Below are 17552 nucleotides of genomic sequence, written 5' to 3'. Positions count from 1 at the left end.
CCAAAGAAAAAAACGCTTTGTCTAAAAGCGTCCCATAACGTTCATTTTTTCTCTTGTATGTGATACGAACAGTGACAGTCACCATTGCACATATTTGATAACACTTTCACATTTTCATCAGAAAACAACCGCTTATACATGTTTTCTTCCTCCAAACAAAGCTGTGGATATTTTTCAGCAACAGCCTTTAATGGACAATTTTGTTTTTGTAATATGTACGAGTTTTCTCCCTCTTGCTTCACTTGTACCATATATCCCTTTTTCTCTTGGATAACAGCAACTTCTCGAAGCTTCTGCCATACATTATCTTGTCTGCTGATTCGCTTTTGTAATTGCTCCTCCATCCGATTCGTTCTCGCCTTTAAAATAGCATTAACAAGTGTTTCATCACCGATTGACTCTAAATCCTCTAACACTTCTAAAGCAAATTGCTTATAATCTTTCGGAAACGAATCTTCTCCTTTTTGACTTAGGTCGTATACATATGTTGGCCTTCCCACATGTTGACGCACCATTTTCGACTGAATGATTTTTTCTTTCTCAAGCTTACTTAAATGACGACGTACTGCCATCTCCGTAATCTCTAAAGATTCAGCTAACGATGCAACTGTTTGTTCACCATTTATTTTTAAAAGCTGTACAATTTCTTCCTTCGTTGTACGTGCTTCCTCCATTTCTCATCCTTCTCCCTTTTGAGCCGTTCCCCTAGACAAAAAAGACCCCCAAAAAGGTTAATGGGGATCTTATCCATGCGCTTATTCTGCTATAAATGCAGATACAGGTCCTAATTCCTTTTCTAAGTAACGGCGAATATTCGCAGGGTATTTTTGTACCACGGCAATTTGTTTTTGAATCGTTGTATATAATTCTTCATGGTTCATTTGAATATAATCTTGCATAAGCATTTTCCGAAGAACAATCACTTCTTTTATCCCTTTTCCTTCTTCCTCACTTATGACTTTTTCGTCCATTAAAATATCAATAATATCTTCATAACTCCCTGGATCACGCATAATAAATCCATCAATCATTGCATTTCCAACATCTAGTATGCAATCAATGATGAGATGCGACATACGCTCTAATGCGTAATATTCAAAATCCGTTTCATATTCTTGCTTCTCTTGAAATGTATCTACTACTTGTTCTAAACATGCTAACATTTGCTCTATTTTTTTTCTGTCTACAAAGTACATGAATGTCACCTACCTGGAAATTAAAGCATTTACATTTTAATTGTAACCGTTTCTTCTGAAAAAATCGACAATTTTTCGAATTCACCTTTCACGCGTTATTTGTTATAGTTATAACTGTATGATTTTTGAAATTGGAGGAATGTCACCTTGGAACGTGAACTCGCATTAGAAATTGTCCGTGTAACAGAAGCAGCAGCCTTAGCATCCGCACAATGGATGGGCCGCGGAAAGAAAAACGAAGCAGATGATGCAGCAACTACCGCTATGCGTGATATGTTTGATTCAGTAAACATGGCAGGTACTGTTGTAATTGGTGAAGGAGAACTTGATGAAGCACCAATGTTATATATTGGTGAAGAACTAGGAACAGGTAACGGTCCAGAAGTAGATATCGCCGTTGATCCATTAGAAGGGACAAACATCGTTGCAAAAGGTCTTGCAAATGCAATGGCAGTTATTGCAGTCGCAGATAAAGGAAACCTTCTTCATGCTCCGGATATGTACATGGAAAAAATCGCGGTTGGTCCAAAAGCAGCTGGTAAGATTAGCTTAGATGATCCAATTGAAAAAACAATTGAAATTGTAGCAGAAGCAAACAATAAGAAAATTCGTGACCTAACGGTTATCATCCAAGAACGTGAACGTCATCAAGATATTATTGACCGTATTCGCGCAAAAGGTGCACGTGTAAAACTATTCGGTGATGGAGATGTTGGTGCGTCAATCGCAACAGCTCTTCCAGGAACAGGTATTGACTTATTCGTTGGTATTGGCGGCGCTCCAGAAGGCGTTATCTCTGCAGCGGCACTAAAATGTCTTGAAGGCGAAATGCAAGCACGCTTAGTTCCAATGAACGAAGAAGAAGAAGCACGTTGCCGTAAAATGGGATTAGAAGACCCTCGTCAACTTCTTATGTTAGATGACTTAGTATCTGGTGACGACGCAATCTTCTCAGCAACAGGCGTATCTGCTGGCGAGTTATTAGATGGTGTGAAATTCCTTGGCGGAGACTTAGCAGAAACATATTCTATCGTTATGCGCTACAAAACAAGAACAGTACGCTTTATTAAAACACATCACCATTTAGATCATAAGCCTCACTTAAACTTAGATATTTAAAAAAGGAGCCTGTGTAGTATGGAAGAACGTTTCTTTCTTTACGACGATACAGTCGATACAAAAACGCGTTTCGTTAGCTTTATGGGAGAAAATGAGCGCCACGATTTAGCGCTTTTATATTCCGATCGCCATTACGGTAAAACAATTGTCCTTGATATGCAGCGTAATAAATTTGCAATCATCGGCACTGACGATTTAAACGAACCTGGCTACTTAGAGCACGCTTTTTCTGTCTCTGAAGAGATTGCAGAAGAACTTCGCTCATTCTTATTTGAACTTATATAATATTATGGCACCAGCTACCTTGATAGCTGGTGTTTTTTATACATAACGACGTTTTGAATTTTCAATCTTTTATGTTATACTTATGAACAAATCTATTTGGAAGAAAGGACGTCTACTACGTATGCCAACATTTACTTTGTAATGGATCAGCAATTGAATAGCATTACTCTCAAAAAAGCTATGTGCTTTGTCAAGGGAGTAGTCTGTTCATTTCCCATTACAAAGGAACGTAGCACATCTGTAGTATGATGTTTTACGGAGGTTCCTCTTAAGGGAGAACCTCCTTTTATTTTTGCCTATTTCTTTCCCATTCATACTGCAAGACATCCAAATAGCTGTCTTACGTTCCTTTACCATCAAACGAGGTGAAGGAAAATGCAGAAAGTACAACTTTCTTGGAATTTATATGAAAATGAATTTGAAACGATAGTCGAAAAGCATTGTAAAAATTGCGGGCATACCACCCTTTTTACTGATACGAACATTCGTAGGCATAACGCAAACGGAAAAAATATTTACCGCTTTGCCATTTATAAATGCCCGAAAGGACATACGTGGAACAAGAAACTTCACATTTATAAGTCTTTTTCTGATCATGTCGAAACGATCGATGTGTTTCAAAAAGAACAAGGTGAGATGATCACTACTATCTCGATTATGCAATATAAAGAAGCTGGCACTACAGAATTAGCCATTGTATTAGAAACAGTTTTTGGCTCTCATCGCATGGATAAAGCACTCGCTACGTATATTTCAGATTGGAGCCGCACCGCGATTGTAGACAGAATAAAAAACGGACACATTCAGTTGAATGGACAGAAGATGAAACCACATACAACGCTTTCTGAAGGTGATCTTATTTCAATTTGCTTGTAAAGGGGACACATATGCTAAAAATAACAAAAGGTACACTTAACCTATTAGATGAGTTAGATGATATGTATGAGCAGTGTAAAACGGACCTACTCCAAAAACAAATTTACCAATGGGATGACTCTTATCCGACGCGAGAAACAATTTCCTACCACTTAGAAAATAATGAACTCTATTGTCTATGTAAAGATGATTCAATCGTTGGTGCCGTCATTTTGAATGAATGGCAGTCCCCAGAGTATACGCTTATTGACTGGTCAAAAACGGAAGGACGTTTTCTCATTGTCCACTCTTTTGTCATCCATCCAGTCGCACAAGGAAAAGGATATAGTAAAGAACTATTATCCTTTTGGGAAAATGAAGCACAGCAAAAGAACTATACCGGGATACGCTTAGATGCTTTCACAGGTAATCCTGTTTCCTTACGTTTATACGAAACAAATAATTATATATGCCGGGGCGCTGTTTATTTTCCAAGTAAACCAAAGCCCTATAATTGGTATAACTGCTATGAAAAAATACTTGATTAAAAAAGAATTCCTCTTACGCCTATCGTAAGAGGAATTCTTTTTACTTCTTCACTTTTCGTAATACAAAGTGTGCACAACCAAAATTACAGTACTCGTATAAGTACTCCGATAATGTACTAATTTTCGTATCATATGTCGCACGTTGGTTACTATCATCAAAAAAACCGCGCAATCTGAGTTGTTCGTATCCCCAGTCACCAACGATATAATCATATTTATTTAAAATTTCTGCATAGCGCTCTTTAAATGCTTCTTCACGAAAACCGTTACGATAGTCTTTAATTACTTCGTATTGAACATTATTAATGCTCATTGTAGCATGTATCTCCTGCTTTTGCTCCATCATTAACTTCCTTTCTAAGCATTCTTCTTTTTATCGTATCACAAAGCCTAACAACCAACAATTTCAAATACAAAAAATTGAAAAGTAGTAAATGCTATGGAGAAGGAGGTGATACATCTTGAAAAAACAAATGATACTCTCTCTTCTCACGCTCTCTTTATTTGTAGGTTGCTACTCGACAAATAAAGCTGAAATGGAACATGAAAAAGGCAGCCGCGTTCTTGTCTCCAATAAAAACGACATGTATCATACAGAAAATACAAATACAAAGCTTACAAGAGTCGGATACTCCTCTAAACAAAAACATGAAGTATCTAACAAACAAGTGGGTGCCATTAACCGCGAGAAGGTGGCTGAAATGGTTACAAGTATGACAGTAAATCTTCCAGATGTCACAAATGCTGCTACACTTGTGACCGATGACGAAGTATTTGTTGTATACAAAGCAAAAACAAACGATCCTGCTCTTGTAACAGATCAAGTATATAAAACGGCTTTATCCATCGTTCCTCGCTATTATAAAGCATATGTATCAACAGACCAAAAATTGATCACGCAAATTCAAGGTCTGCAATCTGGTACATTAAACAATAAAGAATATGAACAAAGCCTTGATATGCTAAAACGTGAAATGGGGAAAAATCCGCATTTGAATAATACGCAGAATCAAACATTAAATGACATGCTTAAAAAATAAAAAAGATGGCGGCTGCCCACTTGAGACAGCCCCATCTTTTTTATTTTTTACGGTTATCTGCGTATACCGCCATTGCATCGCACATAAACTGTGCTAAACCTTCTCCAAATTGGTCAATATTTTTTGTAAAACGTTCATCATCTACATACATTTGACCTAATCCTTTGAATGTCTCTAATGAATATTGACCGAAGTTTTGCAAGTAATCGTACCATTCTTGGATTGCTTCTTGTGCTTCTTTAGAATCAGGCGCGCCATTTCGAAGTGTAGCCAGCTTTCTATAAATGCCATTAAACTCTTCTTGCTTTTCTTTAGGCATGCCAGCTGCTGTCTTATTCGCTTTATCCACAGCTTCGTCTCCCCATCTCTCACGTGCTTCTTGCTCATATGGGTTTTGACTGAAATCAAATCCTTCAAATTTTTCTTTATTCGTCATTTGAATCTCTCCTTTTGTATGCTTAATTGTCTTATCAATTGTCGCAATCACCTTATCCAGTCTAGCTCGCTTCTCGAGCAGCATTTTCTTATGCAATTGAAGCGCTTCTTCCCGGTCAAATGAAGGACTCATGATAATTTCCTTAATCTTCTTTAAAGGGAAGCCAAGCTCTTTAAAAAATAAAATTTGCTGCAATGTCTCTAGATTTTCATTGGAATACAGACGATACCCTGACTCTGTCGTCTCGTCTGGGGTTAACAACCCAATTTCATCATAATGATGCAGTGTGCGCACACTAATACCAACTAAATCAGCTACTTCTTTTACCCTCATTGTCATTGTTTCGCCTCCCTTCATACATACAATAAAGTATTACGTAACGTGAGAGTCAATAAAAAATGATTATTAAATTATGTGTTTTTTATGACTAAAAACTCCTCCACTCCACATTCCCTTAAAATTCAGGCATAATATATATGTACATATATTAGAAAGCGGTGAAAAATATGGTTTCAAATGCTGTAATTACCAGTATGATTATGCAACTAGCGATTTCGGTTCTAGTTCCAATTATCGTACTTGTTTATTTTCGAAAAAAATATCATATAAACTGGAAAGTTGTTGGTGTTGGGGTTCTTATCTTTATTGGATTTTCACAAATTCTCGAAACACCTTTTCACGTATTTATGCTGGGCAATCCTACAACATCGGAAATATTGAAAAACCCATTTCTTTATGCCATCTATGGTGGACTTACTGCCGCTATCTTTGAAGAAGCAGGTCGATTCATAGCCTTCTTCTATTTACTTAAGAAATATCAAGAATATAAAGATGGTTTAGCATATGGAATTGGACACGGAGGGATTGAATCTATTTCAATTGGGGCTCTAGCTAGTCTTCAAACTCTATACTTTGCTATTTCAATCAATAATGGAAGTTTTTCAAAACTTATTGAAAAGGCCCCTCAGCTCAGTCAAGTGCAAGATTTATTACTTAGCACTCCTTCCTATCTCTACCTACTTGGTAGCTTAGAAAGAATCTTAACTTTGGTCTTACAAATCGCCTTCTCAATGCTTGTATTATACGGCGTAAAACATAAGAAATATATTTTTGTTATATATGCCGGCTTGTTTCATGCATTTATAGACTTCTTTGCAGCTCTTTATCAAAAGCAAGTTATCAACATATTTGTTGCAGAAGGAATCACGCTTATTTTTACAATTTGCGCTTTCATTCTTATTCGTAAAATGAAAGACAAATTAACAATTGAATCAGAAAAAAGCTAAGCCCACGTGAACTTAGCTTTTTTCTATAGAGGATTTTTTTCCTATTTGTCGAAGTATGTATGGTCAACTTGAAAAATGAGGAATGGATTTTGAAAAAACTTATCGTAGTACGTCACTGCTCAGCAACTGGACAAGAACGAGATGCAGCACTAACAATTGCAGGGGAAAAGCAAGCACACTTTCTTGCTGATTTTCTCATACAGAATAACCTGCAAATAGAGTCCATTATTTCAAGCCCTTTTACTCGAGCCATTCAATCCATTGCACCATTTGCATTACGAACCAATCTACCCGTAGGCGAAGATGAGCGCCTAGAGGAACGCATATTAAGCAATAATCCAATGGAAGATTGGCTACAAAAACTAGAATATACTTTTACAAATATAGATATTGCCTTTTTAGGCGGAGAGTCAACAAAACAAGCGATGGACCGCGTTGCATCGCTTATTCAAGACATTTTACAACAAGAACACCAAGTAACATTACTTGTTACACATGGAAATTTATTAACGCTCATTTTAAAGTACTTTGATAATCGGATTAGTTTTCTAGAATGGAAAAACTTAAGCAATCCTGATATTTACGAAATTACACTTGATGAACAAACGACAATCCACAGATTGTGGGGGAAGACCGTTGAAAATTGTTACATGAGATAATATTGAACAAGAACATATCTGCTGTGCAATGTCAGACAAAAAAGTGAAACGTGGTGTCGAGCTAAAAAAAGAGTGGCTAAAAGATCGATTTGAAGAAGGACTTATGTTTAAAAAGCTAGATGTAAAAGGAAAGGTGTTCATTGAACACATTCCAGCTGAGTATGCATGGGTGCCTATCTCTGCACCAGGATACACATTCATCAATTGCTTTTGGATATCGGGGCGTTTTAAAGGGAAAGGCTATGGTGCACAGCTCTTAGAAGAATGTATGCAAGATTCTAAAGCGAAAGGAAAGCATGGAATCGTTGTTATTTCAAGCAAGAAAAAACGCCCCTATTTATCAGATGGCGGCTACTTAAAGAAAAAAGGGTTTCAAGTATGTGATACAGCACCGCCTTATTTTGAATTACTTGTATACAAACTTGATCCAAATGCTCCTTCACCACATTTCACAGCAAGCGCCAAAGACATGAAGATTCCGAATCAAAACGGCTTGGTTGTCTATTATACAAATCAGTGTCCTTATACTGATTATTACATTCATCAAGAATTAGCCAATATCACTCAGCAATATCATATCCCTTTCGAATGCATTCAGTTGACATCGCGAGAAGATGCGCAACATGCTCCTTGTGCCTTCACGACATACGGAGCTTTTTATAACGGAGAATTTTTAACACATGAAATTTTAAGTGCAAAAAAATTTGAAAAAGTCATGATGAACATAGGGAAAATATAGAAAGGGGCATTACAAAAATATGTACGAAGAAGTAATCTCTTTATTACATAAGACAAATGTTTCTTATGAAAAATTTGAACACGAACCAGTTCTCGATTATGAGACAGATCGTGTTGTTCGTGAACGCCTTGGCTTGCAGGGTGCTCCAAGTAAAAGCTTATTTTTAAAATCAAAATCTGGATCCTATTACGTTTTCTTCACATTGGAAGGAACTCGTCTCGAGAAAAACGAAATGAAGGAAATCACGGGGCAGCGCTTATCAATTTGTTCACCTGATGAACTAAGAGAACAAACAGGATGTATTCCGGGATGCGTCGCTCCTTTTGGTTATTCACAGAATGTAACAATTATTGTGGATAGTTCCGTCTATGCCTATGACAAAATTTTAATTACACCGGGTGTTCCGGAATTTACAATTGAATTATCCACAGAAGAATTGAAAAAGATTTTATCCATATGTCAAAATACCGTTTTAGAATATAGAAAAACAAATTGAAAAACCGCGGTAAAACTTCCTTCATTGTTTACTTTATTCTTTCCTATTTAGTTGTATTTGAAGTAAAAAAATCCTTCTTAGTTTTCACGCTAAGAAGGATTTTTTACTATTATTTTGCTTGTGCTGTATTTTCTTTTGCAGAACGTACTTGCTCATCTGCATGGTAAGAAGAACGAACAAGCGGGCCAGCTTCACAGTGGCTAAATCCTTTGCTAAGAGCAATTTCTTTTAACTCTGCAAATTCAGCTGGTGTGTAGTATTTAATAACTGGTAAATGCTTTTTAGATGGTTGTAGGTATTGTCCAAGTGTTAAAATATCCACATTGTTCGCACGTAAGTCGTCCATTGCTTCAATTAAATCTTCTCTTGTTTCACCCAGTCCCACCATAATGCTAGATTTAGTTGGAATATCAGGTTGCATTTCTTTTGCACGACGTAAAAACTCTAATGAACGATCATATTTTGCTCTAGCGCGAACTCGGTCAGATAATCGACGTACTGTTTCAATGTTATGGTTTAAAATATCCGGTTTTGCATCCATTAACATTTTTAAATTTTCTTCTACCCCGCCCATATCAGATGGCAGTACTTCAATAGACGTGAATGGATTTTTGCGACGAACAGCGCGCACTGTTTCAGCAAAAACAGCAGCTCCGCCATCTTTCAAATCATCACGTGCAACCGCTGTTATAACAACGTGTTTTAAGCCCATGTGTACTACAGAATCTGCTACGCGTTCTGGCTCTTGTAAATCAAGCTCCGTTGGTAAGCCTGTTTTAACCGCACAAAAACGACAAGCACGTGTACAAACCGCACCTAAAATCATAAACGTTGCTGTTTTTCTTACAGCCCAGCATTCGTGAATATTCGGACATTTCGCCTCTTCACAAACGGTATGTAACTGCTTAGAACGCATCATTTTCTTTAAGCCTGTATAGTTTTCATTTGTATTTAACTTAATTTTCAACCATTCGGGCTTGCGCTTATATTCTGTTTGTTTTGTCATGTTATCAACTCCGCACAATATGAAATAGTTTACCGTGTTCGCTTCTTTCAATGTAACATATCTATTCTAACGTATGAAAGCGATTTGCTCAAATGAAGATTCCAAGAATTTTTACCAATGATTTACTATAATGAAATATCTCGTATATCCCACACTAAAAAGAGTGATGTTGTGAAAGGAGTTTATTTTTATGCTTCGAAAGATTGCCTTATTGCTTTCTATTTGTTTTCTTCTTGGGCAAGGCATTGCCTATGGTGAAGTGAATCAAAATCAAATATACGAAAAGCGCATGACACTATATAAAGAAACTGAAAAAGATGCTAATATTCCATGGTATTACTTAGCCGCAATTGATCAATATGAACGCAATATACGGAGCGTAAGAAAAGATATTCCGAAAAAGCCCGATGCTATCATATCAATTTACTTTAAACCGGAAATGTGGGCTGGACCTGCCAATGGTTCTACTAACGATACTCTTCCCCACACGATTTCTCTGTTTGGGGGGATTGGTTTAGATGGCGATAAAGATGGAATTGCAAATGCAAATAACGACCGAGACCTTTTGCATACAATGGCAACTATTATAAAAAAACAAGGGACTTCAGAAGACCGTATTAAAATTATGCTCTGGGAATATTATAGACGTGCAAAAACGGTTGAATTAATTACCGAATATGCTCGAATCTATAAGCACTATGGTCGTATTAACTTAGAAGGGAATGCTTTCCCTCTTCCTGTCCATAGCGACAATAGCTACCGTAGTACATTTGGCGCTGGGCGGAGTTTTGGAGGAAGACGTATTCATGAAGGCACCGATATTTTCGCAAGGCACGGTGTACCAGTAAAATCTACCTGCTACGGCGTTATTGAAACAAAAGGTTGGAATCGCCTTGGTGGTTGGCGTATCGGCATTCGTGATTTATATAACAATTATCATTATTACGCACATTTAGGTGGCTTTTCTAAAGAAATACAGCTAGGACAAATTGTAGAGCCAGGAACCGTTCTTGGCTTCGTTGGTAACACAGGTTATGGACCTCCTGGTACAGCTGGAAAGTTCCCACCACACTTGCACTTTGGATTATATAAAGACAACGGGTATACAGAATGGGCTTTTGATCCGTATATGCATTTAAGTTTGTGGGAGCGGAAAGAACGTGCGAATTTAAAAAATAACCGTAGCTAATTGCTACGGTTGTTTCCTTTTAAGTACTATAATGTCTTTTCAAACTTACTCATCCGTTATAATACATATTTTATTAATCCTCTGCTTTATTTGATAAAAATTTCCATATTTTTAGTATTAGCTTAAAAAAACAATAAAACACAAAAAAGTTAAAGATAAACCCCAATGGATTAAAACCAAGCATCCCCCTACCAAAATAAGTGAAATTTTCTGCAGGTATACCAAAGTGAAGAAATTCCCCATTACTTAGTCCTGTTGTAGGAATAAAGGCAAAAACAATAACAAAAATCAGACTTATAAAATACAACTTCTTTTTGGTTGAATCCATTTTTCTGTGGCTTAACAAATGATAAGTTATTAAGGATACTATCCCTAAAAAGAAAAGTATTTCTCCCATTTGACACCCCACACTTATTTTAATATCTTCAAATTCTCGAGTCACCCTCTATTATAAATATGGAATGATATGTAATTTTATTTATCTTTCCATTTTACAAAAATAAGTAAAAACAAAAAAGCGAATGACTAATCATCCGCTTTCTTCCCCTTACTATCAGGCATAACAACTCCGCCGCTTCCATAATAAGATGGTACCTCTCCTTGTACAATTCGCGTTGCAATTGGGATATTTTGTTTTACTGTAATTTCTTTTGTACGAAATGGAATAATTACCTGTAGCGTAACCTGCACTTCCATAACAACTTCAATCGCTGTATTGTTAATTCCATGCGGTTTTACATCTTGCTTAATATCCGTATTCACATGACCAATTGTTGTAAAATCAATCGGAATATCCGGCCCTAAATTACCAAGGAGTGCATTATCCGTTATGCGTCCAAGAGGAACAGACATTGACACTCCGCTCTCTTCTGGAAGACCGAGTGCCTTCATATTCCCCTTCTCCACTTGATGCAAATATTTCTCTATGTATGCAGTAGTCGATGTCAAAATCTCATTTACTTGCTTTGTATTTAAATCGATTGTGGATACTCTTCCATTCTTATCGTTTTGTACTTTCATTAATGAATCCACATCAAATCCTTCCTTAATTCGATCCTTTACTGCTTTCGTCATCACAACCGTTGCCATTTTATGTGTCTGCGTTTCTCCATATTTTATTAATGTAGGTTGAATACTTTTATTCACAATCCAGAATCCTTGTAAAGTTAACAATAAAAAAATGATAAACGAAATGAGTAGTACATGCCGAAAGGGGAGCGGTCCTTTTCGGAAACGCGAAGCTTTTGGACGAAATGTACGCATAAAAAAACCCTCCTTCTTATATCATTTCTATGCAAGAAAGAGGGACGATATATACTTATATCATTTTTAATAAAGCATCTTTTCCAATTGTTCCTGCTGGAATGCCTAGAGCCTCGGCTTCAGTCGTTACCGATTCAAGCGGCGCTTCAAGAAGCTGCTCAATCGTTCTCACACCAACTGCGCGACCAGCAATAATACCTCGGTCCCCTAACTTCTCGTTTAATAGACCGACATCTAAAGCTCCACACATAATATATCCCTTATCGCTCATAACAGCCAGCAAATTTGTTTTCGGAAGCTTTACGCTAACCGCTATAAACGCATAGTTACCAATGATAATTGGTTCCACATTAACCATAGTTCACACACTCCTCTCTTTCTTATCTTTATGAAAAGAGAAAAATGAGTGTTACAGGTTAACTAGCCTATAGTTTGATGGAAGATGTATAAGTTATCAACATCTCTGTTAACACATCTCGCAATAACTCTGGCATATAATATTGTTTTTCAGAAAGTGTGGATAGTTCTGGGTATAAGTACCCGAATGTAAACATATCAATCGTTCCGACAGTGTATATACGTTCTAACTCTAATGATTCTCCATTAATCAATACATCTTCGAGTAAAATTTTATTTCCAGGAATCGTATCTAATGTAACTTCCAGGCCATCATAAATCATTTTCCCCATAACTTTCCCGCGAAAACCAAGGCCTTTTACCTCAAGTTGTTCCATATTTGGACGACGTGCTTTTAAAATAACATCTCGTAATGTTTTGCCTTTTACTTTTAGTGCACATGGATTAATAGGATGTGGACAAATGCGGTGGATATCTCCGCGCGTTACAATTCCTTCTTCTAATCCTTCTAATAACACACCCGCATTGACCATCCCAATTTCCGCATTACACCATTTTTTTAATGCACTTGCTAACATACGGGAAATTTGTGTCTCCTGGAACCAATCAATCGGCAATGGTTCTTTTAACTCAACAATCGGATCTGCCATAATAAGTTCGCTTTCTTTCTCTAACGCTTCAATCGTCAGCAATGACTCTCCGTAAGCTGACAGACGATTTGTACGAATCGCTCTCCCATCCTTTTCTGTCACTCTTTTTGTCTCTAGATCCACCGTTAGCTGAACATGTCCGACATAATGCCCCCACTTTTCTCCGCAGCAAAGCAAGGTCCCATTCACAAGAACACCACGCTCAAACAAATGATGCGTATGTGCCCCTAAAATAACATCAATATCATAATGCTCTGCCATATACTCATCTGCATTCTTTCCAAGATGAGAAAGAACGACAGTAACATCAGCTTTTTCTTTCACTTCTTCTAAAATTACTTCCAAATGTGCAATTGGATCTCCAATATGCCAATCCAGCATTTCATAGAACTCTGGATAAGCTACCGTTAAGCCGATAAAAGCGATCGTAACTCCATCTGCAGTTGTATGCAGCTTGTACGGTTTTGCCCAATTAGGACTCGTTCCATCTCTTTCAAATAAATTAGCTACAAGCACCTCAAAATTCGCTTCATCGTATAAATGTTCAAGATGCTCCTTCGCTAATGTAATTCCTTCGTTATTTCCAATCGTTACATAATCATATAGCGCTTCGTTTAATAATTTCGTATTGCCCTTGCCATTCGTTGCTTCCGTTATACGATGAAAACGATCCACATGATCGCCAATATCTAATGTGAAAACAGATTCTCCTGCTTTCTGTCTGCGCTTTTTCTCTTCTTGTACAAACCGAGAAATTTGCGGCCATTTTTCAAAATGACTATGTATATCGTTTGTATGATAAAGGTGAATGATTGTTTCTTTATTTATATCCAGAGAAAAAACCTCCTCTCAATTCCTTACTGCCTTTTACGCTATCTACTTGCAATAATCCTGTAAATACTTTTCGCCTTTTCTTGCTATTTTACATTGTACTCTCATTGGGGAAAAAAGCAAAAAGATACCTTTTAATTAGAAAATTTTCACACTAAAATGGATGTATGGGGGTGATTCCTTTGTTTAACAAATATAGCTTTCTCTCTCTGTGGGTTACATTAGCTGGAGTTGTTTCATTTTCACTCAGTTATGCCCTTGCAGCAAATTTAAGTTTTTTACCAATCATTTTCTTTTTTATTAGCACCGCTTGCATCATCCTCGGCCTCATATTCAGCATGATAGCTATAAACAAGAACGAACCAAGCAAATGGAAGTTTGTCGGTATTTTTGTTCCACTTCTACCTGTTATTTTCATATTACTCATTCCTGTTCTTATTGGAGCATTTGGATTTAGGGAGCCGTAAAAGCGCCCATCATACGACTTTAACACTTTGGAATTTTTACGGTACAGCTAACAAAACTCTTTATCTTTTTTGAATACTTAGACCATTTAAAAAGAAGCTATCCCATATACTGAGATAGCTTCTTTTTTAGAAAATAAAGAAAAGATAAGTTGTAATAAATGCTGCTGCAATATAAATGCTTTCTTTTACAATTCCCCATACTTTTTCTCCATACTCCTTTCGCAAATTGCTTCATATGTTCCACCTCCCGTTATTCCCATTTATCTATTTTTTAGAAATTCCTTAAAAATTTTTAAGAGGATTTCTAAATGTTTTAACTACACATAATAGACTTTTGCATTCACACTTATAACGTTCTTGATACGCTATCTAAAATAAATTTGAATATACTCACTCCATGATTAAACCTACTATTCATTTACATGAGTACCCTTTATAAAAAAAATTCTGGAAAATCATTGCATTTTTGATATAAAATTTATATATTGTATATAGAGTATATATACAATATAAAGACTAAGAGGGATTTGCATGCAAATAATTATTTCAAATAGTTCTAAGGAGCCAATTTACGAACAAATTACCAATCAAATAAAGTCGCTCATTTTAACTGGTGATTTAAAAGAGGGATCGCCACTCCCATCAATGCGCCAGCTCGCAAAGGATTTGCAGATTAGTATTATTACGACAAAGCGCGCGTATGAGGAGCTAGAAAAAGCAGGTTTTATTTATTCGATTGTAGGTAAAGGCTCGTTTGTTGCTGAACAAAATTTAGATGTAGTACGTGAGAAAAAATTAAAAGTGATTGAAGAACAGTTATTGTCTGTCATTACTAATAGTAAGGAAATTGGGCTACCTTTAACGGAACTGCGAGAATTATTAACTATTTTATATGAGGAGTAAAATACATGGAAAATATAGTAGAGCTACACAATGTTAGTAAAACATTTCAAGGTTTTTCGATAAAGCAATTAAATTTACAAATCAAAAAAGGATTTGTAACAGGATTCATCGGCACAAATGGTGCCGGTAAATCGACAATCATTAAAATAATGATGAACTTATTAAAGCCAGATGCGGGCGAGGTTAAAATTTTCGGCTTAGACTACGCAACCCACGAAAAAGAAATTAAAGAGCGCATCGGTTTTGTTTTTGATAGTAACGTATTTTATGAGGGGTTAAATCTAAAGGATATTAAACGTATGATCGCGCCTGCTTATAAAAATTGGGACGAAACGATATTTAAGCGCTATATAGAACAGTTTGAATTGCCAATGAATAAAGCGATTAAAACTTTTTCAAAGGGTATGCAGATGAAGGCTTCATTAGCGCTTGCGCTATCACATCATGCCGAGCTGATTATTATGGATGAGCCAACAGCGGGCTTAGACCCAATATTTAGACGTGAGTTACTTCATTTACTACATGAATTAATGCTTGATGGCAATCGTACACTATTTTTCTCGACACATATTACGACGGATTTAGATCGCATCGCTGATTTTATCGCCTTTGTAAAAAAGGGAAAATTAATCTTTAATCACTCCATTCATGAGATAGAAGAAAACTATGCCTTAGTAAAAGGGAGTACGGATTTACTAGACCGCGATACAGAAAAAGCCTTTATGCATATTCATCGTGCACCGACTGGCTTTGAGGCATTAACAAATAATGTAGCTGAAGTTGAACAAATTTTTGGTAATGAAGTTATGATTGAACGTGCCTCATTAGAGGACATCATGTATTACTCGAAAGGAGTAGGGCATCATGCTTAATTTAATCAAACGCGATTTAATTTTACAGAAGAAGCAACTGATCTTTTATTTAGGCTGTATTATCTTTTTTATTGTGACGAATAGTCACCCTATTTTAACATTTACGATTGCAAGTATTTTGATTCCATTTAGTACGCATGCCTACGATGCAAAGACAGAAACAAATATTTTATTAAATTCTTTACCATATACACGTAAGGAAATTGTCGCTTCACGTTATATTGGAGCAATTGTTTACATGTTGCTAGCAATTGCTGTAACAAGCGCAATGCTTATCATCTTTCAAAAGTCATTTATTGTAGAGCATATTGTAATGGGCAATGCATTGTTTTTGCTATTTGCAGCCTTTACATTTCCACTATTTTATCAATTTAAACAAGAGCATCTGATTTTGTTTATTATAGCTTCATTTTTAGGATTAACTGCTTTGGTAAAATTTCTTGCAACAGAGTTTAGTACGGTTATCGATGCTATTTTCAGCTTTTCTATACCTGTCTTGTATAGCATAGCTACAGCTATAATCGTATGTGTTTATATCGTTTCATGGGGAGTATCATTAATCATTTATCAACGTAAAGTATTTTAATTCAGAATGTTCTTTATTATAATATCTCCTTTTTAAAAGAGAAAAATCCGGTGAGGTTTCATCGGATTTTATTTATATACGAAAATTAATTTCAAAATATTTTTTGTATAACATATCTAATATCATCGTAAGTGATTTGTTAAATTTAAAATTAAACTAATTTTATTTTCAGTATAGATGGAATACAAATATTGATGTGACGGGATTTTTAAAATATTATCCTTTACATTGTACTCTCATTGAATGAAAAAGCAAAAGATAACTAAGGCGTATACATCACCTTAGTTATCTGTCGTTACATCATAATCATATAGTACCTCTATTAACTAATGACTAATATTAGCACTTGGGTATAATGTCGTTCCTCCAATTGAAACTTTAATTTCATTTGTTAATGGAACATTTTGTTCATTAATAATTGTTCTCCACCATTCCCATGCAAGACCTGTACATTCTCTTGCTACAACTTTTACATTTTTTGAATTCGGTGAAAGTGGTATAACTGTATTGAAATGAGCAGTTCTGTCTCTGCCGTTTCCTTCCCAAGTTTTATGGGTTAGTACTTCTTTGCCATTTTGATCATATGAGAATTCATCCCAAGATACATCAAATTGAGCAACATATCCACCAGTATGATCAAGCGTCATTTTAGCACGAGAATATTCTGTAGTTGTAGTCTCAATATAATCTGTATTGTTATGAACAGCAGCAGTTGCGTTATCTTTTAAGAAAGTGCTTGTATATGAAATTGGGTATGCTGGATTTTTAG

The 17552-nt window shown here is 36.1% G+C and carries 24 protein-coding genes; 14 read left to right on the top strand and 10 right to left on the bottom strand.

The window, feature by feature from the left end:
• Positions 1-41: 41 nt before the first annotated feature.
• On the bottom strand, positions 42-674 hold the full coding sequence (locus C564_RS0126045; protein ID WP_003208884.1) for a helix-turn-helix transcriptional regulator: 633 nt from the start codon (positions 672-674) through the stop codon (positions 42-44).
• A gap of 81 nt (positions 675-755) precedes the next feature.
• Positions 756-1196: a DUF86 domain-containing protein gene (locus C564_RS0126040; protein WP_018767371.1), complete on the bottom strand. Its 441-nt coding sequence runs from the start codon at positions 1194-1196 to the stop codon at positions 756-758.
• Between the two features lie 147 nt (positions 1197-1343).
• Between C564_RS0126040 and glpX the strand changes: the two genes are divergently transcribed.
• The 4 genes from glpX (at position 1344) to C564_RS0126020 (ending at position 4003) form a co-directional block, all read left to right on the top strand.
• Positions 1344-2315 carry a class II fructose-bisphosphatase gene (gene glpX, locus C564_RS0126035; protein WP_003201496.1) on the top strand — a complete coding sequence of 324 codons (972 nt, stop codon included), beginning with the start codon at positions 1344-1346 and terminating at the stop codon, positions 2313-2315.
• Between the two features lie 18 nt (positions 2316-2333).
• Entirely contained in the window at positions 2334-2600 is a 267-nt protein-coding gene (locus C564_RS0126030) for a DUF3055 domain-containing protein (RefSeq protein WP_003208880.1), read from the top strand.
• Between the two features lie 375 nt (positions 2601-2975).
• Complete coding sequence (locus C564_RS0126025; protein WP_003208878.1) at positions 2976-3476, top strand: S4 domain-containing protein; 501 nt, start codon at positions 2976-2978, stop codon at positions 3474-3476.
• 11 nt (positions 3477-3487) lie between these two features.
• Entirely contained in the window at positions 3488-4003 is a 516-nt protein-coding gene (locus C564_RS0126020) for a GNAT family N-acetyltransferase (protein ID WP_018767370.1), read from the top strand.
• A gap of 40 nt (positions 4004-4043) precedes the next feature.
• On the opposite strand, the gene C564_RS0126015 is transcribed toward C564_RS0126020, so the two are convergent.
• Entirely contained in the window at positions 4044-4316 is a 273-nt protein-coding gene (locus tag C564_RS0126015; protein WP_371393953.1) for a YutD family protein, read from the bottom strand.
• A gap of 148 nt (positions 4317-4464) precedes the next feature.
• Between C564_RS0126015 and C564_RS0126010 the strand changes: the two genes are divergently transcribed.
• Positions 4465-5043, top strand: coding sequence for a YhcN/YlaJ family sporulation lipoprotein (locus C564_RS0126010; protein WP_018767368.1), 579 nt, complete (start codon positions 4465-4467; stop codon positions 5041-5043).
• Positions 5044-5083: 40 nt separating this feature from the next.
• On the opposite strand, the gene C564_RS0126005 is transcribed toward C564_RS0126010, so the two are convergent.
• Entirely contained in the window at positions 5084-5818 is a 735-nt protein-coding gene (locus C564_RS0126005; RefSeq protein WP_018767367.1) for a MerR family transcriptional regulator, read from the bottom strand.
• Between the two features lie 167 nt (positions 5819-5985).
• Between C564_RS0126005 and C564_RS0126000 the strand changes: the two genes are divergently transcribed.
• The 4 genes from C564_RS0126000 to C564_RS0125985 all read left to right on the top strand — a co-directional run bounded on the left by C564_RS0126000 (position 5986) and on the right by C564_RS0125985 (position 8659).
• Positions 5986-6765, top strand: coding sequence for a YhfC family intramembrane metalloprotease (locus C564_RS0126000; protein ID WP_018767366.1), 780 nt, complete (start codon positions 5986-5988; stop codon positions 6763-6765).
• A gap of 89 nt (positions 6766-6854) precedes the next feature.
• Entirely contained in the window at positions 6855-7424 is a 570-nt protein-coding gene (locus C564_RS0125995) for a histidine phosphatase family protein (protein WP_026008714.1), read from the top strand.
• 28 nt (positions 7425-7452) lie between these two features.
• Positions 7453-8163: an N-acetyltransferase gene (locus tag C564_RS0125990; protein WP_018767364.1), complete on the top strand. Its 711-nt coding sequence runs from the start codon at positions 7453-7455 to the stop codon at positions 8161-8163.
• 19 nt (positions 8164-8182) lie between these two features.
• On the top strand, positions 8183-8659 hold the full coding sequence (locus C564_RS0125985; protein ID WP_016132179.1) for a YbaK/EbsC family protein: 477 nt from the start codon (positions 8183-8185) through the stop codon (positions 8657-8659).
• Positions 8660-8768: 109 nt separating this feature from the next.
• Here the strand turns inward: C564_RS0125985 and lipA are convergent, their stop codons facing one another.
• Positions 8769-9665: a lipoyl synthase gene (lipA, locus tag C564_RS0125980; protein ID WP_003201659.1), complete on the bottom strand. Its 897-nt coding sequence runs from the start codon at positions 9663-9665 to the stop codon at positions 8769-8771.
• Positions 9666-9855: 190 nt separating this feature from the next.
• Between lipA and C564_RS0125975 the strand changes: the two genes are divergently transcribed.
• Entirely contained in the window at positions 9856-10854 is a 999-nt protein-coding gene (locus C564_RS0125975; protein WP_018767363.1) for a M23 family metallopeptidase, read from the top strand.
• 73 nt (positions 10855-10927) lie between these two features.
• Here C564_RS0125975 and C564_RS0125970 read toward each other — a convergent pair whose 3' ends face one another.
• The 4 genes from C564_RS0125970 to C564_RS0125955 all read right to left on the bottom strand — a co-directional run bounded on the left by C564_RS0125970 (position 10928) and on the right by C564_RS0125955 (position 13934).
• The gene (locus C564_RS0125970) at positions 10928-11251 is read right to left on the bottom strand and encodes a hypothetical protein (RefSeq protein ID WP_026008713.1); all 324 of its coding nucleotides are present in this window, start codon (positions 11249-11251) and stop codon (positions 10928-10930) included.
• A gap of 128 nt (positions 11252-11379) precedes the next feature.
• The gene (gene yunB, locus C564_RS0125965; protein WP_018767361.1) at positions 11380-12117 is read right to left on the bottom strand and encodes a sporulation protein YunB; all 738 of its coding nucleotides are present in this window, start codon (positions 12115-12117) and stop codon (positions 11380-11382) included.
• A 55-nt stretch (positions 12118-12172) separates the two neighbouring features.
• Complete coding sequence (locus tag C564_RS0125960; RefSeq protein ID WP_018767360.1) at positions 12173-12475, bottom strand: YunC family protein; 303 nt, start codon at positions 12473-12475, stop codon at positions 12173-12175.
• A gap of 67 nt (positions 12476-12542) precedes the next feature.
• Positions 12543-13934, bottom strand: a complete 1392-nt coding sequence (locus tag C564_RS0125955; protein ID WP_081621524.1) for a bifunctional metallophosphatase/5'-nucleotidase — start codon at positions 13932-13934, stop codon at positions 12543-12545.
• 194 nt (positions 13935-14128) lie between these two features.
• Here C564_RS0125955 and C564_RS35445 point away from each other — a divergent pair, with 194 nt between their 5' ends.
• The 4 genes from C564_RS35445 (at position 14129) to C564_RS0125930 (ending at position 16783) form a co-directional block, all read left to right on the top strand.
• Complete coding sequence (locus C564_RS35445) at positions 14129-14422, top strand: hypothetical protein (protein WP_231382360.1); 294 nt, start codon at positions 14129-14131, stop codon at positions 14420-14422.
• A gap of 531 nt (positions 14423-14953) precedes the next feature.
• The gene (locus C564_RS0125940) at positions 14954-15325 is read left to right on the top strand and encodes a GntR family transcriptional regulator (RefSeq protein WP_018767356.1); all 372 of its coding nucleotides are present in this window, start codon (positions 14954-14956) and stop codon (positions 15323-15325) included.
• A 5-nt stretch (positions 15326-15330) separates the two neighbouring features.
• Positions 15331-16197, top strand: a complete 867-nt coding sequence (locus tag C564_RS0125935; protein WP_018767355.1) for an ABC transporter ATP-binding protein — start codon at positions 15331-15333, stop codon at positions 16195-16197.
• A complete protein-coding gene (locus C564_RS0125930) occupies positions 16190-16783 on the top strand; it encodes an ABC-2 transporter permease (RefSeq protein ID WP_018767354.1) in 594 nt (197 codons plus the stop codon). The genes C564_RS0125935 and C564_RS0125930 overlap by 8 nt, the downstream gene beginning before the upstream one ends.
• Positions 16784-17109: 326 nt before the next feature.
• Here the strand turns inward: C564_RS0125930 and C564_RS32645 are convergent.
• The coding region (locus C564_RS32645) for a thiol-activated cytolysin C-terminal domain-containing protein (RefSeq protein WP_018767353.1) at positions 17110-17552 on the bottom strand (443 nt) is incomplete at its 5' end.

Origin of the sequence: Bacillus sp. 105MF (assembly GCF_000374885.1) — a bacterium.
Lineage (GTDB): Bacteria > Bacillota > Bacilli > Bacillales > Bacillaceae_G > Bacillus_A > Bacillus_A pseudomycoides.
Note: the sequence above shows the minus strand (reverse complement) of the source record. Positions and strands in the feature narration are given on the sequence as shown.

Excerpts from the sequence above, each read along its gene's own strand:
- C564_RS0126045 (WP_003208884.1), bottom strand. The coding sequence starts at position 674 with ATGGAGGAAGCACGTACAACGAAGGAAGAAATTGTACAGCTTTTAAAA.
- C564_RS0126040 (WP_018767371.1), bottom strand. The coding sequence starts at position 1,196 with ATGTACTTTGTAGACAGAAAAAAAATAGAGCAAATGTTAGCATGTTTA.
- C564_RS0126030 (WP_003208880.1), top strand. The coding sequence starts at position 2,334 with ATGGAAGAACGTTTCTTTCTTTACGACGATACAGTCGATACAAAAACG.
- C564_RS0126025 (WP_003208878.1), top strand. The coding sequence starts at position 2,976 with ATGCAGAAAGTACAACTTTCTTGGAATTTATATGAAAATGAATTTGAA.
- C564_RS0126020 (WP_018767370.1), top strand. The coding sequence starts at position 3,488 with ATGCTAAAAATAACAAAAGGTACACTTAACCTATTAGATGAGTTAGAT.
- C564_RS0126015 (WP_371393953.1), bottom strand. The coding sequence starts at position 4,316 with ATGAGCATTAATAATGTTCAATACGAAGTAATTAAAGACTATCGTAAC.
- C564_RS0126005 (WP_018767367.1), bottom strand. The coding sequence starts at position 5,818 with ATGACAATGAGGGTAAAAGAAGTAGCTGATTTAGTTGGTATTAGTGTG.
- C564_RS0126000 (WP_018767366.1), top strand. The coding sequence starts at position 5,986 with ATGGTTTCAAATGCTGTAATTACCAGTATGATTATGCAACTAGCGATT.
- C564_RS0125990 (WP_018767364.1), top strand. The coding sequence starts at position 7,453 with ATGTCAGACAAAAAAGTGAAACGTGGTGTCGAGCTAAAAAAAGAGTGG.
- C564_RS0125985 (WP_016132179.1), top strand. The coding sequence starts at position 8,183 with ATGTACGAAGAAGTAATCTCTTTATTACATAAGACAAATGTTTCTTAT.
- lipA (WP_003201659.1), bottom strand. The coding sequence starts at position 9,665 with ATGACAAAACAAACAGAATATAAGCGCAAGCCCGAATGGTTGAAAATT.
- C564_RS0125975 (WP_018767363.1), top strand. The coding sequence starts at position 9,856 with ATGCTTCGAAAGATTGCCTTATTGCTTTCTATTTGTTTTCTTCTTGGG.
- C564_RS0125970 (WP_026008713.1), bottom strand. The coding sequence starts at position 11,251 with ATGGGAGAAATACTTTTCTTTTTAGGGATAGTATCCTTAATAACTTAT.
- yunB (WP_018767361.1), bottom strand. The coding sequence starts at position 12,117 with ATGCGTACATTTCGTCCAAAAGCTTCGCGTTTCCGAAAAGGACCGCTC.
- C564_RS0125960 (WP_018767360.1), bottom strand. The coding sequence starts at position 12,475 with ATGGTTAATGTGGAACCAATTATCATTGGTAACTATGCGTTTATAGCG.
- C564_RS0125940 (WP_018767356.1), top strand. The coding sequence starts at position 14,954 with ATGCAAATAATTATTTCAAATAGTTCTAAGGAGCCAATTTACGAACAA.
- C564_RS0125935 (WP_018767355.1), top strand. The coding sequence starts at position 15,331 with ATGGAAAATATAGTAGAGCTACACAATGTTAGTAAAACATTTCAAGGT.
- C564_RS0125930 (WP_018767354.1), top strand. The coding sequence starts at position 16,190 with ATGCTTAATTTAATCAAACGCGATTTAATTTTACAGAAGAAGCAACTG.